The sequence below is a fragment of the Bradyrhizobium nanningense genome, assembly GCF_004114535.1.
Classification (GTDB): Bacteria; Pseudomonadota; Alphaproteobacteria; order Rhizobiales; family Xanthobacteraceae; genus Bradyrhizobium; species Bradyrhizobium nanningense.
In genome coordinates this window covers 408,449-422,324 of record NZ_LBJC01000033.1, presented here as the reverse complement: position 1 = coordinate 422,324, position 13,876 = coordinate 408,449, and the positions used below count along the sequence as shown (strand labels likewise).

Annotated in this window: 16 protein-coding genes; 8 read left to right on the top strand and 8 right to left on the bottom strand. The window is 63.7% G+C overall.

Annotated elements, in window-relative coordinates; genetic code table 11:
• Positions 1 to 3: 3 nt before the first annotated feature.
• Positions 4 to 966: a hypothetical protein gene (locus XH84_RS30925; protein WP_128921869.1), complete on the top strand. Its 963-nt coding sequence runs from the start codon at positions 4 to 6 to the stop codon at positions 964 to 966.
• A gap of 445 nt (positions 967 to 1,411) precedes the next feature.
• The gene (locus XH84_RS30920; protein WP_245471901.1) at positions 1,412 to 1,630 is read left to right on the top strand and encodes a hypothetical protein; all 219 of its coding nucleotides are present in this window, start codon (positions 1,412 to 1,414) and stop codon (positions 1,628 to 1,630) included.
• 210 nt (positions 1,631 to 1,840) lie between these two features.
• Here the strand turns inward: XH84_RS30920 and XH84_RS30915 are convergent, their stop codons facing one another.
• Complete coding sequence (locus XH84_RS30915; protein ID WP_128921871.1) at positions 1,841 to 3,115, bottom strand: PLP-dependent aminotransferase family protein; 1,275 nt, start codon at positions 3,113 to 3,115, stop codon at positions 1,841 to 1,843.
• A gap of 117 nt (positions 3,116 to 3,232) precedes the next feature.
• On the opposite strand from XH84_RS30915, the gene XH84_RS30910 reads away from it, so the two are divergent.
• Positions 3,233 to 3,460, top strand: coding sequence for a DUF2171 domain-containing protein (locus XH84_RS30910; RefSeq protein ID WP_128921872.1), 228 nt, complete (start codon positions 3,233 to 3,235; stop codon positions 3,458 to 3,460).
• A 149-nt stretch (positions 3,461 to 3,609) separates the two neighbouring features.
• Here the strand turns inward: XH84_RS30910 and XH84_RS30905 are convergent, their stop codons facing one another.
• Positions 3,610 to 3,846, bottom strand: a complete 237-nt coding sequence (locus tag XH84_RS30905) for a hypothetical protein (protein WP_128921873.1) — start codon at positions 3,844 to 3,846, stop codon at positions 3,610 to 3,612.
• A gap of 693 nt (positions 3,847 to 4,539) precedes the next feature.
• On the opposite strand from XH84_RS30905, the gene XH84_RS40130 reads away from it, so the two are divergent.
• Positions 4,540 to 4,701, top strand: a complete 162-nt coding sequence (locus XH84_RS40130; RefSeq protein ID WP_164936569.1) for a hypothetical protein — start codon at positions 4,540 to 4,542, stop codon at positions 4,699 to 4,701.
• A 388-nt stretch (positions 4,702 to 5,089) separates the two neighbouring features.
• Here XH84_RS40130 and XH84_RS30895 read toward each other — a convergent pair whose 3' ends face one another.
• The 3 genes from XH84_RS30895 to XH84_RS30885 form a co-directional block, all read right to left on the bottom strand.
• The gene (locus XH84_RS30895; protein ID WP_128921875.1) at positions 5,090 to 5,869 is read right to left on the bottom strand and encodes a hypothetical protein; all 780 of its coding nucleotides are present in this window, start codon (positions 5,867 to 5,869) and stop codon (positions 5,090 to 5,092) included.
• Positions 5,870 to 6,066: 197 nt separating this feature from the next.
• The gene (locus XH84_RS30890) at positions 6,067 to 6,273 is read right to left on the bottom strand and encodes a hypothetical protein (protein WP_128921876.1); all 207 of its coding nucleotides are present in this window, start codon (positions 6,271 to 6,273) and stop codon (positions 6,067 to 6,069) included.
• Positions 6,274 to 6,354: 81 nt separating this feature from the next.
• Positions 6,355 to 6,591: a hypothetical protein gene (locus XH84_RS30885; RefSeq protein WP_128921877.1), complete on the bottom strand. Its 237-nt coding sequence runs from the start codon at positions 6,589 to 6,591 to the stop codon at positions 6,355 to 6,357.
• 261 nt (positions 6,592 to 6,852) lie between these two features.
• On the opposite strand from XH84_RS30885, the gene XH84_RS30880 reads away from it, so the two are divergent.
• Complete coding sequence (locus XH84_RS30880; RefSeq protein WP_128921878.1) at positions 6,853 to 7,200, top strand: DUF6481 family protein; 348 nt, start codon at positions 6,853 to 6,855, stop codon at positions 7,198 to 7,200.
• 138 nt (positions 7,201 to 7,338) lie between these two features.
• Here XH84_RS30880 and XH84_RS30875 read toward each other — a convergent pair whose 3' ends face one another.
• Positions 7,339 to 7,584 carry a pentapeptide MXKDX repeat protein gene (locus XH84_RS30875; protein ID WP_128921879.1) on the bottom strand — a complete coding sequence of 82 codons (246 nt, stop codon included), beginning with the start codon at positions 7,582 to 7,584 and terminating at the stop codon, positions 7,339 to 7,341.
• 332 nt (positions 7,585 to 7,916) lie between these two features.
• Here XH84_RS30875 and XH84_RS30870 point away from each other — a divergent pair, with 332 nt between their 5' ends.
• Genes XH84_RS30870 through XH84_RS30860 form a run of 3 tightly spaced genes read left to right on the top strand, consistent with a single transcriptional unit; the run spans position 7,917 to position 10,845 of the window.
• A complete protein-coding gene (locus tag XH84_RS30870; RefSeq protein ID WP_128921880.1) occupies positions 7,917 to 8,939 on the top strand; it encodes a TRAP transporter substrate-binding protein in 1,023 nt (340 codons plus the stop codon).
• Positions 8,936 to 9,490 (top strand): TRAP transporter small permease, encoded by a 555-nt coding sequence (locus XH84_RS30865; RefSeq protein ID WP_128921881.1) that lies wholly within the window; start codon positions 8,936 to 8,938, stop codon positions 9,488 to 9,490. Before XH84_RS30870 ends, XH84_RS30865 begins: the two co-directional genes overlap by 4 nt.
• Entirely contained in the window at positions 9,487 to 10,845 is a 1,359-nt protein-coding gene (locus XH84_RS30860) for a TRAP transporter large permease (RefSeq protein ID WP_128921882.1), read from the top strand. Before XH84_RS30865 ends, XH84_RS30860 begins: the two co-directional genes overlap by 4 nt.
• A 105-nt stretch (positions 10,846 to 10,950) precedes the next feature.
• Here XH84_RS30860 and XH84_RS30855 read toward each other — a convergent pair whose 3' ends face one another.
• Complete coding sequence (locus XH84_RS30855) at positions 10,951 to 11,871, bottom strand: hydroxymethylglutaryl-CoA lyase (RefSeq protein WP_128921883.1); 921 nt, start codon at positions 11,869 to 11,871, stop codon at positions 10,951 to 10,953.
• A 1-nt stretch (position 11,872) separates the two neighbouring features.
• On the bottom strand, positions 11,873 to 13,876 hold the full coding sequence (locus XH84_RS30850; RefSeq protein ID WP_164936570.1) for an acetyl/propionyl/methylcrotonyl-CoA carboxylase subunit alpha: 2,004 nt from the start codon (positions 13,874 to 13,876) through the stop codon (positions 11,873 to 11,875).

Below are 13,876 nucleotides of genomic sequence, written 5' to 3'. Positions count from 1 at the left end.
TTGTTGTCCAGCCCGATTCGCCAGCCCAGATCACGGGCCGCCCGCCAGGAAAAGACTGCGATTGTTCCTGTTCGAAAACTCGGCTACTGGTTGCAGCATCGATCTATTGGAACTGCATCGATGATGGCCCGGGGGCTCACATTTATCTATGTCGAATACGGCGACATGGAACGGCTCCAACTTGAGCTGCGATATAGTCTCTCGACTTTGCTCTATTGGGGTCGACCGTTCCCTTTGGATGTCGTTGTCTACACCGACAAGCCGGCGCGCTACGCCGATTTGCCGATCCGGCTGGTGGACATCTCGGGCGAGATTTCGGAGTTTTCCCGCGGCGGGCTTTACCATCACCGCATTAAGCCATGCGTCCTCCTGAAGGAGATGACGACGAGCTCGAACTACTGCGTTATGGCCGACACTGACACCTTCTTCCGCGAGGGCTTCTTCGAGCGGCTGTTGCCGGCGCTAAGCTCCGGCGCGGTTGCCGTCGATCGCCGCCACGGTCGCAATCCTATGCCCCAACTCGCCGGGTTCACGACCGATCTGCCGAACGTCGGCCCCTATCGCTACGATCCAAATCTTGCCGTTGAATACAACAGCGGGCTCACCGCGGTTGATCCAGAGCGGCATCTTCCCGTGGTGCAGGACGCTATCGCCTGGATCGACGCCGTGCTCTTTCATGGCGCGCGGCAGCTCACCATCGAGCAGATCGCACTGTCGGAGTGCCTGCGCGTCCACGCGATTCCCATCGCCACGATGCACCCCGCCTTCGGCCACTACTACCGGATCGCCCACAAGCGCTACATGCAGTGGCAGCTGCAACGCTGGAAGGAGAAAAATGGCCGGCGCTTTCAGCCGCAGCCAGGCACGATTCCGTACACCCGACTGCACGTAAGAGGCTTCAGAATCTTCGCCAAAGTGAGTGCGGTGCTCGGGCGCAAAGTCGAAACGCAGACCCGCTGGCGATGACCACTCCGAGTGTCACGGTCGGCGCCAGAAAATGAGCGCGACGATCGTGGCTAGCGGAACCAGCATAGCGCTGATCCTGCCGACCCATTTCGCCATTCGCTCGATCCGGAATTGCAGCATCAGCCTGGCGGCTGATGCGGCGGCAGGGTCAGTTCTACGCATGGCAGCCTAATAGACGAGCGTCAGCGCGAAAGGAAGGCCGATTGGCTAGCGTTCGAGAACGGGCGTAAAATAAGCCGGCTAACCGCGACCGTTAATCGATTGATTCTTCGTGTTGTTGCCATTCCTGCCGGGATCGCCAGTCTCATTTGCCGATCAACCGTTCTTCACGAACGCGTGGGTAACCATACGCCGGCCTTTGCGCGGCGTGGATCAGCCCTATCTATCCGCCGGGCGAGATACGCCCGACAGGTTTTTTTGAATGCAGCAATCCGAGTGGACGAGAATGGCGATCGCATCTGCGGTGGCAATCGTCGCGATGTCGTATTTGGCAATTGACGCAGGTGTGGTGAACACCAATGTGGTCACAAAGCCCATCGAGATGGCTCAGGCCTCCGTCGTCGGCGCCGCGATGGGGCAGCATCAGCTTGCCTTCGCCGTTCAGGAGTGGGCGCGTCGCGGCCACGAGAAGCCGCAGCTGGAGCATTGCCTGGCGATCGACTGATTGAGGCGCCCTCCTGGGCTATCGGCGAAACATTCATTCTTCACCGCCCGCCGACTGATGCAGGGCCCCTCTGTATGAGCCGGACCGTTTCTGGGCACGATAGTCTCCGCATCGTCATGGCCGGGCCTGTCCCGGCCATCCACGCCGTGGCCGCAGCAAAAAGAACGTGGATGCCCGGGACAAGCCCGGGCATGACGACGTCAAATGCAATCAGCCTGCCGACTGATGGTCCCGCCACCACCGCGCAACCGCCGCGGTGAGATCGTCCCACAAATCCGTCGGCAAGTCGGGGACCGCTACCCGAACGCTGTACTGGTCCGTGGTCGCGTCGTGAAACCACTCGGTCGCGGCGAAGTCGAAACCGAAGCTGCCGGCGTGGCGGATCGGGAAGCCTTCTCCACGGAGTTCGTTGCTCATGTCCTCGGCCGCCTGCCGCGCGCTCGCTTCGTCGAGGGGGCGCCTGCCCCGGAGGGTGACGTAGAGACCGTGGGCGAAATGGAGTTCGGCTGAAAGCTCCGGGAGCTTCGCAGCAAAATGGCAAGCCATGTTTCGGCCGTTGCGCAAGATCGCTGCAACACGCCGCTTCGTGAGGCCCCAATAGGCCGCGCTGCCCACAAAGGGCGGGAAGTGCGCCGGCAACGCCGCGCCGCCGAGAAGTCGCACCGCGTTGCGCGTTTCGGCCGAAAGACGCCTCCAACGATGCTCCGCCCGTGGCTCGTGCTCATTGTCATCCACGAAAACCGCCGAGCCGAGCCGGCCATATTCCGCTCCGAGCGAATCGAGCTTGTTGTGACTTCGCACCAGCACCAGCGGAATTGCGTATCGCCGGGCCCACCTCAGGATGCGCCGGATCCGGCCCGACCTGCCCGCAAAGCAGGTCGTGTCGCAGATCAGAAGATCAAGGACGGAGCCGTCACAGCGTAGCACCGCCTCGAAAGCGCCGGCGACGGAGCAGGAATCTAACAGAAGAATCCGCGGCGAATCCGCCGGAGCAAGCGCATCGCCCAGCGGCAGGCTCAAAACCTCGAGCCGCAAATGAGGAATAAAGCCCCGGATCAGCTCCAGTGTCTCGCCGTACGAGCCCGGAAGCACCAGGATATCAGCCTCCTCGACGATTTGCGCGGAGGCGAGCAGCACGGCGGAGATCGCGGCCATGCCCGAGGCAGTGTAGATCGCCGTGCTCGCGCAGCCGCTGTCGAGCTCATAGAATGAAGGACCGCGCACCGTCAGATCGGCCCGCTGGTAATCGTAACTGAATTCGAAAGGCCCGCTCGCGGGATCGGCCGTCTGCGACCAGGCCGTCTCCGTCGCCTTCCACTCGTGCAGCTCGTACTCCGCCCTCAGCGCCGCCGTGAGCTGGAATTTGAACCTGACGACCTCGTCGACCGATCGCGGACGCGCCAAATCGAGCCGACGTCTCAGGCAGTCGTTCAACAGCCCGAGTTCCTCATGCTTCCGTTCGAGATAGGCCTGAATGGTCTCCATGCGCGTCTTGATAGATCCGATCGCCTTTCAACGTGCGGAAAGCCTCCCGGGTCCAACGCGCGCCTGCTGCAACGAACGTCGATGTTCGCAGTTGAGACCTAAGCCAAGGAGGATCACATGGCTGACATCAGAGAGCACATGAAAATCATCGGCAAGGACGGCGCACATGTCGGCACCGTCGACCGCGTCGAGGGCAACCGGATCAAGCTGACCAAGAAGGACAGCCCGGAAGGTCACAAGGACCATCATCACTACATCGACACGAAATATGTCGGTGCCGTCGAAGGCGATGTCGTCAAGCTTTCAGTGAATGCCGACGCAGTCCCGAAGACGGAAGCCGCCTAAAGACGCCTGGTATCTTCTAAGGCACTTGGCTCTAAGGCACTTGGCCCCTTCGGGGGCCTTTTGTCTGTTCACGATCCGACTCCGCTTCGTTCCCAAAGCACGAATCGCAACCGGAAAAATCAGCGCGGCGCATTTCTTAATGTCGCGTTTCATCCAACCAACTTGTTCACGCATTCAGCCTCGCGAGTACCCGGCCGCAAACGGTATGCGTCGATCGCGGCATTCGACAGCAGCAGCCTGCGCCGCTCTCCTCGCAGCATCATGCGGTCGATCCTGTTTAGGATGAAGCGGGCTGACTCCCGGTGCTCTCCCGTGAGCAGGCCGGATCGGTCGAGGTATGTCCAGGCAATCTCAAAAGACTGTGCGCGCAGCTCGGGGTCGGTCATAACTGGCCAACGTCCGCAAGGAACGGATGTTCCTGTTCGAGCGCGAGCCAAGCGGGCCGCCCCGGGCAACGCCAGGCGCATCGAACCACGGCCGAATGGTAAAATGTGAAGGCCGCGCGGAACGAGATCACGACCAGCTCGTTGACGCCATGAAATCAAGTGGTGCCGATTTGCCAGCCCCGATCGGCTTTGAAGGGCCCCGTGCTTGTCCCCCGAGCACGGGGCTTTCTCATGCGGGATCGAGCGGCTGATCGACCTCGGCCTGTCCCGCCAATTTCCCCATGGAATGTCCTCAGTCCGCCCGCTCGTCGCGCCGCTCGCGCGCGAGCTCGTGCCAGGCCAAAGCGAGCTGAATCAGGCGTTGCCGGTCGGCGCCTTCCGACGCCGCGGCGCGCTTCATTGCGGCCTCCGCCTCACGCTGTGGGTCGTACTTGGTACACATGCGGCCGACCGTAGCTCGCCATCTGGACAAGCGCATGGCAATTTCATCCGTATGATTGCGGGGTGACGTCGTTTGCCGGACGGGGCGAGCGCCCCGGCGACCTCGCCGCATTGCTTGCGCTGATTGCGAAGCCATCAGGTTGAGCTTCATTCAGACGATCTGTGAACGGCGTCACAGTCTTGGGCCGGTATCTCGGTTAACAATGACCGACGCTCCAGGAGCGCGCGAAGGCAGCGATGGTGTTTTCCGTCATGACACAAGAAGCAGCAGCCTCAGCCAACGCCCCGACGCAACGACAAAGGGGCGACCTGCTCGGCATCGCCTATCTCGGGACCATCGCCATCGTGATGCTGGCCTGGATCGCCGGCCTGGTATGGGGCGCGATGGCGTTCTTCAACTGGCTCGTGGCTTGATCTACGGCGACATGCCTTCTTCCCAGGCAGGTCTTCTTCCCAGGTAAGGCTCTGACCCGACCAAGGCTCGTCGACGGGATGGTGAGCTAGAAAAGGCAGTGCATCATCTGCCCCAGCTTGATTCCGCCGCAAACGATCATAGCCCAAAGCGCCAAGCTGATCTGGATTGCATCCAGCATGCCCCACGTCCCCGCGAATCGATCTCCGCCCCATTTTTTTCTTTTGAGAATCGCGTGAAGCGGCCGCGGGAGCCAGTGCTATTTTGAGGAAGTTGTTGTGCGCCGCCGAACACCTCGTCGACAAGTGTTCAAAATACTGGTTGGTCGCGCCCAAATGAAAGAGGCGGGCCTTCGCCCGCCCCTCTCAGATCAGAACACGCCCCCGTGCCTCAACGACACGCCCGTGGATCGGCCGCCACGTACTGACCATCCGGGTAGCGGTAGTAGCAATTGCCCTCCGCCCAGTAATAGCCGGGCTGCGAAGCGGCGGCGGCGCCCGTGATAGCGCCGGTTGCGCCGCCGAGAACCGCGCCGGCGGCGGCCCCTGTCGCATTGCCTGAGATCAGTCCGCCCAGCACACCGCCGACGATGGCGCCGCCAAGCGCGCTCGCGCCGGGATCAGCCGGTGGCGGCGGCGGAGGTGGCGGCTCATAGGCGACCGGAGGCGGCGGCGGAGCATAGGCCACCGGCACGTCGTCATAGTACTCTTCCGAGATGTAGGCGGGCGGGCCAGCCATTCGCTGCGGATAATAATACCAGACGCCGCCAACGTCCCACCACCAGCCCGAGCGGCCGTTGTGAACCTCGTGGCGCCAGCGCCCGCCATCCCAAGCGCGGTTGCCGCGATAGGCATGTCCGTCCCAATCGCGCGTCGGTGCGGGGCCCCTGGCGTAATTACGCACGGACGGCGGGCCGCCCGCGTTATGCGGACCGGGACCGGAATGAGGCCGACTATCCGGCTGCGGCGCGGGCCGGGCCGCCTGCTGCGGTGGCGGCGGGCTCTTGCGCATGTTCGGGTTGTTCGCAGCCGGCGCGCCGGCGGCAGGGCCGGCCGGAGCCTGGCCGACCTCCCTCGACGGCCTGGCGTCCTGGGCCTGCGCCGAAAGCGCAAGCAAAGACATGGCCGAAACCAAGGGAAAAATGATCTTGATGCGGCTGGACGCACTCATGCGTGCTTGCCCCCTGCTCTTTCGATTGCTCTCGCAATTGCCGTGGTGCCTGGCGCGATAGACGATTCGGACCGCGCCGGGCTTGATGCCGGCTGACATAGCTGACCTGCTTTGGTCGGCGAAGTCTCGTTACAAATGATTAAGATCAGGGCAATTTTTCGGCCCCAACGGGCTGCGAAGAGCCACGCTGGAGGCTTCTAGCGGGCCGGCTCGATCACGTTGCAGTTGCTTCGCCCGGACATCAGGCAATCCTGCATCTTGCTGGCTGCGGTGAGGTCCCGGGCGAGCCACCAACCGATGCCGAGGATCACCATCGCAATGATCAGGCCGGCGATCGCCCCGCGGCGGTTGTCGCCAGATGGAGGTCTGGATTTCGGCTTCTCGCCCCGTTCGGGCTTGGACATGGCGACCTGATCGTGCGGGCACGCCAGCTTATCACCTCTGCGACGTGCCGTCACATGCCGATCAGCCGCCTCGGGTCAAGTTCAGCCTCGGGTCGCCCGAATCGCATCCTTGCGGGAGGTTTCGACCGCCGGGGTCGCCTGCTCGATCCGCGGTGCGCAGGTCGTGAGCACGAACGCGATCTGGGTGCATTCCCAGCCGGTACCCAGAACGGCGCTCTCGATGGGCTGCGGACGCGCGAGCAGCAGCATGGCACCGGCCACGGCGACCAGGACGAGGGCAATCGAGAGCGTCTTCAGGGTTAATCTTGAGATCGGCATGCCCGTGCTCCGTATCGGGGCGGACGCTAGGCGCCGCCCTCGTGATCCCTTATGAGGGACATCACAATTCGGCAGTTTTTCCGGGCTACGAGAGATCGTCGGGGATGGCGATTTTCGTTGACCTGATCGGCTGCGATTATGGGTGGCTTCGCGACGCGCAGCGATGTACACGCTTCTGTGTCGCGCGGCGCCTGCTATGCCCAGCCGACGTACCAACAGGCAGTGATGTAGGATCGAAAGCGAGGAAGACAAGGCTCGTCGATGAGTGGATTCAGGGAACCCGGCTTCACAGACCGGCAAAAGGCGGCGCAGGAAGCCCGCAAGAATCTTTTGAACAAATTCAAATCCCAACCGGGGCCCGATGATCCCGCGGTGGCGGCGAAGCGTGCCGAGCGTGAAGCATTGGCGGCCAAGCGCGCCGAGGCGAAGGCTGCGCGCGAGGCCGAAAAGGCCGAGCAGAAGCGTCTGGAGGAAGAGGCCAAGGCCGCCGAAGCTGCGCGGGTCGCGCGCGAGGCCCAGGAAGCTGCCGAGAGAGCCGCTGCGCTCGAAGCCGAGCAGAAGGCCAAGCGCGACGCGCGTTACGCAGCCCGCAAGGCCAAGCGCAAGTAATTTGACGCGTGACCTTCGCAGGTCACGTTCAATTCAAATTGAAGCAGGACATGATTTGGGGCGGTCCAGCTGACCGCCCCAGACATTCGAGCGCGCGTTTGCTGTTTGCCAAACGCCTCGATCGCGAAGGGGCGAAGATCAGTTCTTCTTCATCATCCCGTCGTCTTTCTTCATCCCGTCCTTCGTCATGTGATCCTTCTTCATGCCGTCGTCCTTGGACATGGTGTCTTTCTTCATCATGCCGTCCTTGGACATCGTGTCCTTTTTCATCATGCCGTCATCCTTGCCCATCTTGTCCTGGGCAAAAGCGGCCGGCGACAGCGCGAGGCCAAGCGAGAGAGCGGCAGCCGAGACGCCGAGCACGATGCGGGTGCGAATGGTCATGGATCATCTTCCCTTCGAGGTGGTGTTTGTCAGCGACGGACGCCGCTATTCAGTCTCGACGGATGAACGATCTGCGTTGTTACGCCGCCGCCGATAAATTTTGGCGTGCCGCCTGCGATCCGCCGTTCGAAGGAGCCCGGAGCCTGCCGCGGCGACCGGATGTGTGCAGCGCAGCACAGCCGACACTTGCCGCGGCATTCGGTCTCGAACTATCAGATGAGAGAATATCGGGTGAAAGACCGGCTAGGATGGGCCTACGCACCGGTCACACATGACCCGCCCAATCACGCCAAACAAGAATCGTTCAAAGAAACGTTCAAAGGGATCACACCATGCTCACGCGCCGCCATCTGATAGCGACAGCCGTCGCCGCACCCGCCATCCTCCGTCTTGGCACCGGCACCGCGCAGGCCGCGACCACGCTGAAGATCTCGCACCAGTTCCCAGGGGGCACCATCGACAAGGGCGACTTCCGAGACCGGCTCTGCCGCATGTTCGCTGCCGAAGTTGCCAAGCGCAGCAATGGCGACATGGCTGCCGAGATCTATCCGAACTCCTCGCTGATCAAGACCAACGCGCAGTTCTCGGCGATGCGCAAGGGCGCGCTCGACATCTCGCTCTATCCGATGCCCTACGCCGGAGGCGAGCTGCCGGAGACCAATATCGGCCTGATGCCCGGCCTCGTGACCACCTACGACCAGGGCTTGCGCTGGAAGAAGGAGCCGGTCGGCAAGGCGCTGACCGACTTCCTCGCCGACAAGGGCATCATCCTGCTCACCTGGGTGTGGCAGGCCGGCGGCGTCGCCAGCCGCTCCAAGCCGATCGTCGCACCGGAAGACGCCAAGGGCATGAAGGTGCGCGGCGGCTCGCGCGAGATGGACATGGTGCTGCAGACCGCCGGCGCCTCGGTGCTGTCGGTACCCTCGAACGAAATCTACGCGGCGATGCAGACCGGCGCCTGCGATGCCGGCATCACCTCCTCGACGAGCCTGATCTCGTTCCGGCTGGAAGAGGTCGCCAAATCCCTGACCTCGGGCGCCGGCGCCTCCTACTGGTTCATGCTCGAGCCGCTGATGATGTCGAAGGCCATCTTCGACAAGCTGCCGAAGAACCACCAGGACATCCTGCTCACGGTGGGCACCGAGCTCGAAGCCTTCGGCCGCAAGGGTGCGCAGGATGACGACGTCGAGGTCACCAAGGTCTACGAGAAGGCGGGCGCCAAGGTCTCGGCGCTCGATGCCGCGACCGTCGGCAAGTGGCGCGACATCGCCCGCGACACCGCCTGGAAGGACTACAGCGCCAAGACTGCGACCGCGGCTAACCTGCTCAAGCTCGCCATCGACGTCGCGGCATGAGCCACGGTCCGCTTCCGGATCGGGACGACACGGCCAACGCTGTCGCAAGGACAGGCCTTGCGGCAACGGTCGATCGCGGTCTTGCCATCCTCAACACCGTCATCGTGGTGTTCGCAGCGGTGGCGCTGGTCGCTGCTTGCGTGATCCTGAGCTACAGCGTGCTCAGCCGTGCGCTGTTCAAGGCCGCCAATTACTGGCAGGACGAAGCCGCGGTGTTCCTGCTGGTCGGCGCGACCTTCATGACGGCTGCGTACGTGCAGCAGAACCGCGGCCATATCGGCATTGAGGCCTTCGTCGGCTTATTGTCGCCGCTGGCGAACAAGATCCGGCTCTGGCTGGTCGACGCCGCCACGTTCCTGTTCTGCGCCTTCTTCACCTGGAAGTCCTGGACGCTGGCCCATGAAGCCTATGTCGACGGCCAGGTCTCGAACTCGATGTGGTCGCCGCCGCTCGCCATTCCATATTCGCTGATGGCGCTCGGGATGAGCCTGCTCTGCATCCAGATCCTCGTGCAGCTTGCGCTGCCCTTCACCGGAGCCAAGCGTTCATGAGCGTATTCGGTATCGGCCTCGCCTACGGGGTTGCGACGCTGCTCGTGATGTTTTCGGGGATGCCGATTGCGTTCGCGCTCGGCGCGGTCGCAGTCGTGTTCATGGGCATCTACATGCCCTCAGCCTCTCTCGATACGGTGACGCAGAACGTCTATGAGGAGATGGCCTCGATCACGCTCTTGTCGATCCCGCTCTTCATCCTGAAGGGCGCCGCGATCGGCAAGTCGCGCGCCGGCCAGGATCTCTATTCGGCCCTGCATGCCTGGCTGCACCGCGTGCCCGGCGGCCTCGGCGTTGCCAACGTGTTCGCCTGCGCGTTGTTCGCGGCGATGGCGGGCTCCTCGCCCGCCACCTGCTCGGCGATCGGCTCGGCCGGCATCCCCGAGATGCGCAAGCGCGGCTATTCCGGCGGCTTCGCGGCCGGCATCATCGCTGCCGGCGGCACGCTCGGCATCCTGCTGCCGCCCTCGATCACCATGATCCTGTTCGCGGTCGCAGCCGAAAAGTCGCTCGGGCGGCTGTTTCTCGCCGGCATCGGCCCCGGCCTGCTACTGGTCTCGCTGTTCGGCACCTACGCCGTGATCCGCTTCCGCCGGGAATATGCGGCCGCCGAAGCGATCTACAAGAAAGGCGGTCCGGAGGCTCCGATCCTCGCCCGCGACGAATACACGCTGGCCGAACGTTTCAGTGTCCTGCCACGCGTGATCCCCTTCGTGCTGCTGCTCACCGGCGTCATGATCGCGCTCTATGGCGGCTACGCCACGCCGTCGGAAACCGCAGGCCTCGGCGGCCTGCTTGCGCTGGCGCTGATCGCGGCGATCTACAGCGTGTGGCGGCCGAGCGATCTCGCACCCATCATGAGATCGACCATCCGGGAATCGACCATGCTGATGATGATCATCGGCATGTCGCTGCTCTATTCCTACGTGATGAGCTATCTGCACATCTCGCAGTCGGTCGCCGAATCCATTGTCGCGATGCACCTGCCGCGCTGGGAGCTGCTGTTCGCGATCCTGGTCATGGTCGTCGTGCTCGGCTTCTTCCTGCCGCCGGTCTCGATCATCCTGATGACGGCGCCGATCATCCTGCCGCCGCTGCGTGCCGCGAACTTCGACATCATCTGGTTCGGCGTGGTCATGACCATCGTGATGGAGATGGGGCTGATCCACCCGCCGGTCGGGCTCAACATCTTCGTCATCCGCAACGTCGCGCCGGACATTCCGCTTCGCGAGGTGATCTGGGGCACCCTGCCCTTCGTGCTGCTGATGATGTTCGCAGTGCTGCTGCTGTGCCTCGTACCGGAGATCTCAACCGGCCTGCCGGATCTGGTGATGGGGCCGGACGGGAGCAGGTGACGGCGTCACGGGTGCCGTAGGGTGGGTTGGACCTGCGGTCGCGCAAAGCGCGGTCCGGAGGGCGCAACCCACCTCTTCTGCTTCCGAGAGACAAACAGCGGTGGGTTACGAAGCTGAAGTCGCCGCTCGCTTCCTCTTCGCGTTCAGCGCCGACGCCACGCGGCTCACCGGTGCCTTGCCCAGCACGCCGCCCATCGCGTTGGTGGCCGCGAGCAGTTTCTCCATGTCGACGCCGGTCCTGATGCCCATGCCTTCGAGCATGTAGACGACATCCTCGGTCGCGACGTTTCCGGTCGCGCCCGGTGCATAGGGACAGCCGCCGAGCCCGCCGGCCGCGGCATCGATGACGTGCACGCCTTCCTCCAACCCGGCATAGAGATTGGCAAGCGCCTGGCCGTAAGTATCGTGGAAATGCATCGCGAGCTTGGCGGGGGGAATGTTGGCGGCGACCGCGCGCAGCATTGCCTTGGCCTTGGTTGGCGTGCCGACCCCGATGGTGTCGCCGAGCGAGATCTCGTAGCAGCCGAGATCCCATAACGTGCTCGCGAGATCGGCCACGGCCTTCGGCTTGATCTCGCCCTCGAACGGACAGCCGAGCACGCAGGAGATATAGCCGCGCACCGGTATGCCGTCAGCCTTGGCGCGCGCCAACACCGGCTTGAAGCGCTCGATGGACTCCGCGACCGTGCAGTTGATGTTGGCGCGCGAAAAACCCTCGGAGGCCGCCGCGAACACGGACACGACTTTCGCGCCGGCGGCACGCGCGGCGTCGTAGCCCTTCTCGTTCGGCACCAGCACGTGGAATTCGGCGTCCTTCACATGCGCAACGCCGCGCAGCACGGCGTCCGAGCTTGCCATCTGCGGGATCGCCTTGGGCGAGACGAAGGCGCCGACCTCGACCGTATCGAGGCCAGCCGCGACCAGCGCCTCGATAAAGGCGATACGGGCCTCGACGCTGACAGGAACCTTCTCATTCTGGAGCCCGTCGCGCGGCCCCATCTCGATGATGCGAACCTGATCGCTCATATCACTCTCCGGACGGCTCGACCACCGCGAGCTCGACGCCTTCCTGCACGATGTCGCCGACCTTGCACTTGATGGACTTCAGCACGCCGGCATAGGGCGCCCGCAGCGTCTGCTCCATCTTCATGACTTCGAGCGTGAGGATCGGCGCGCCCTTCTCGAGCGTGGCGCCCTCCTCGGCCAGCACCGCGACGACCGTTCCCGGCAAGGGTGCCGCGATCTTGTCCTCACCGGTCTGCTCCTCGCTCTCGCCACCGAACGGATCGACCCAATGCAGGTCGAAGCGACCGTTGCGGGTGCGCAAATACAGCTCGTGACCGTCGATCACGGCCGCGACCGACGATTTGACGCCGTCGAGCGTCAGATCGAAGCCGCCGTCACGTGGCGCAATCGCGAACGCCAGCTCGCGATCGCCGATCAGCAATGTCGACGGCCCGCTGCCATAGTTCAGGATGATCTTCTGTTCCGGTCCGTGACCAACGCGGAAGGCAAAGCTGCGCTGACGACGGCCGACCGGCTGCCAGCCGAACGTCTGCCACGGCGAATTCGCCTGGGCCCGTGCAGCCTGCTGCTCGTCGTTGATGACAGCGGCCACCGCGGCGCACAGCTCGAGCTCGCCCGGCGCCGGGGCGGCCTGTGTCAGAACAGTCAGCTCGCGCTCGATAAAGCCGGTGTCGATCGCATTGGTCCGTACCTTCGGATGCGTCATCAGTGCCGAGAGGAACGGAATGTTCGTGACGATGCCGCGAACGTCGGTCTCCTCCAACCCGCGGTTCAGTCGTTCGATCGCGACATCCCGTGTCGGCGCCCATGCGATCATTTTGGCGAGCATGGCGTCATAATACGGCGAGACGCTATCGCCCTCGCGATAGCCGGCATCGATACGCAAGCCGCCGGCCTCCTCCGGCAGGCGCCAGGTCGAGATCCTGCCGACCGACGGCATGAAGTTCTTGGTCGGGTTTTCCGCGTAGACGCGCGCCTCGACCGCGTGGCCGTTGAGCCGGATCTCGTTCTGCTTCAAGGGCAGCGCCTCGCCGAAAGCGACGCGCAGCTGCCATTCGACGAGGTCGATGCCGGTGATCAGCTCGGTCACGGGATGCTCGACCTGGAGGCGGGTGTTCATCTCGATGAAGAACACGTCCTTGCCGTCGGAGACGAACTCGATCGTGCCGGCGCCGACATAGTTCACCGCACCCGCCGCTTTCCGCGCGGCGGCACAGACCGTCTCACGCTGAGCGGGATTGAGCGTCGGCGACGGCGCCTCCTCGATCACCTTCTGATGCCGGCGCTGCAAGGTGCATTCGCGCTCGAACAGCGACAACAGATTGCCGTGGCTGTCGCCGATCACCTGCACTTCGATATGCCGGGGATTGTCGACATACTTTTCGATCAGCATGCGATCGTCACCGAACGCGGCCTTGGCCTCGCGCTTGGCGCTGACGATCGCAGGCGCAAGCTCGCCAGCCGAACGCACGATGCGCATACCGCGACCGCCGCCGCCGGCGGACGCCTTCACCAGAATGGGGAAGCCGATCTTGTCCGCGGCCTTTGCAAGCGTCGCCTCGTCCTGGGCCTCGCCGTGATAGCCCGGCACCAGCGGCACGCCGGCCTTTTCCATCAGCTCCTTGGAGCCCGATTTCGAGCCCATCGCATTCATCATCCCCGCGGTCGGGCCGACGAAGACAAGGTCCGCATCGAAGCAAGCCCGCGCGAATTCGGCATTTTCCGACAGGAAGCCGTAGCCGGGGTGCACGGCCTCGGCGCCGGTCTTGCGCGCCGCCTCGATCAGCCGCTCGACGTTGAGATAGCTGTCGCGGGCACGCGCGGGCCCGAGCAGCACGGCTTCATCGGCGAGCGCGACATGCATTGCGTCGCGGTCCGCTTCGGAATAGACCGCGACGGTGCGCAGGCCCATGGCGCGCGCGGTGCGGATGACGCGGCAGGCGATCTCGCCGCGATTGGCGATCAGGAGCGTGCGAAATCGCCGGTAAAGCTTTGTACGGTCCAT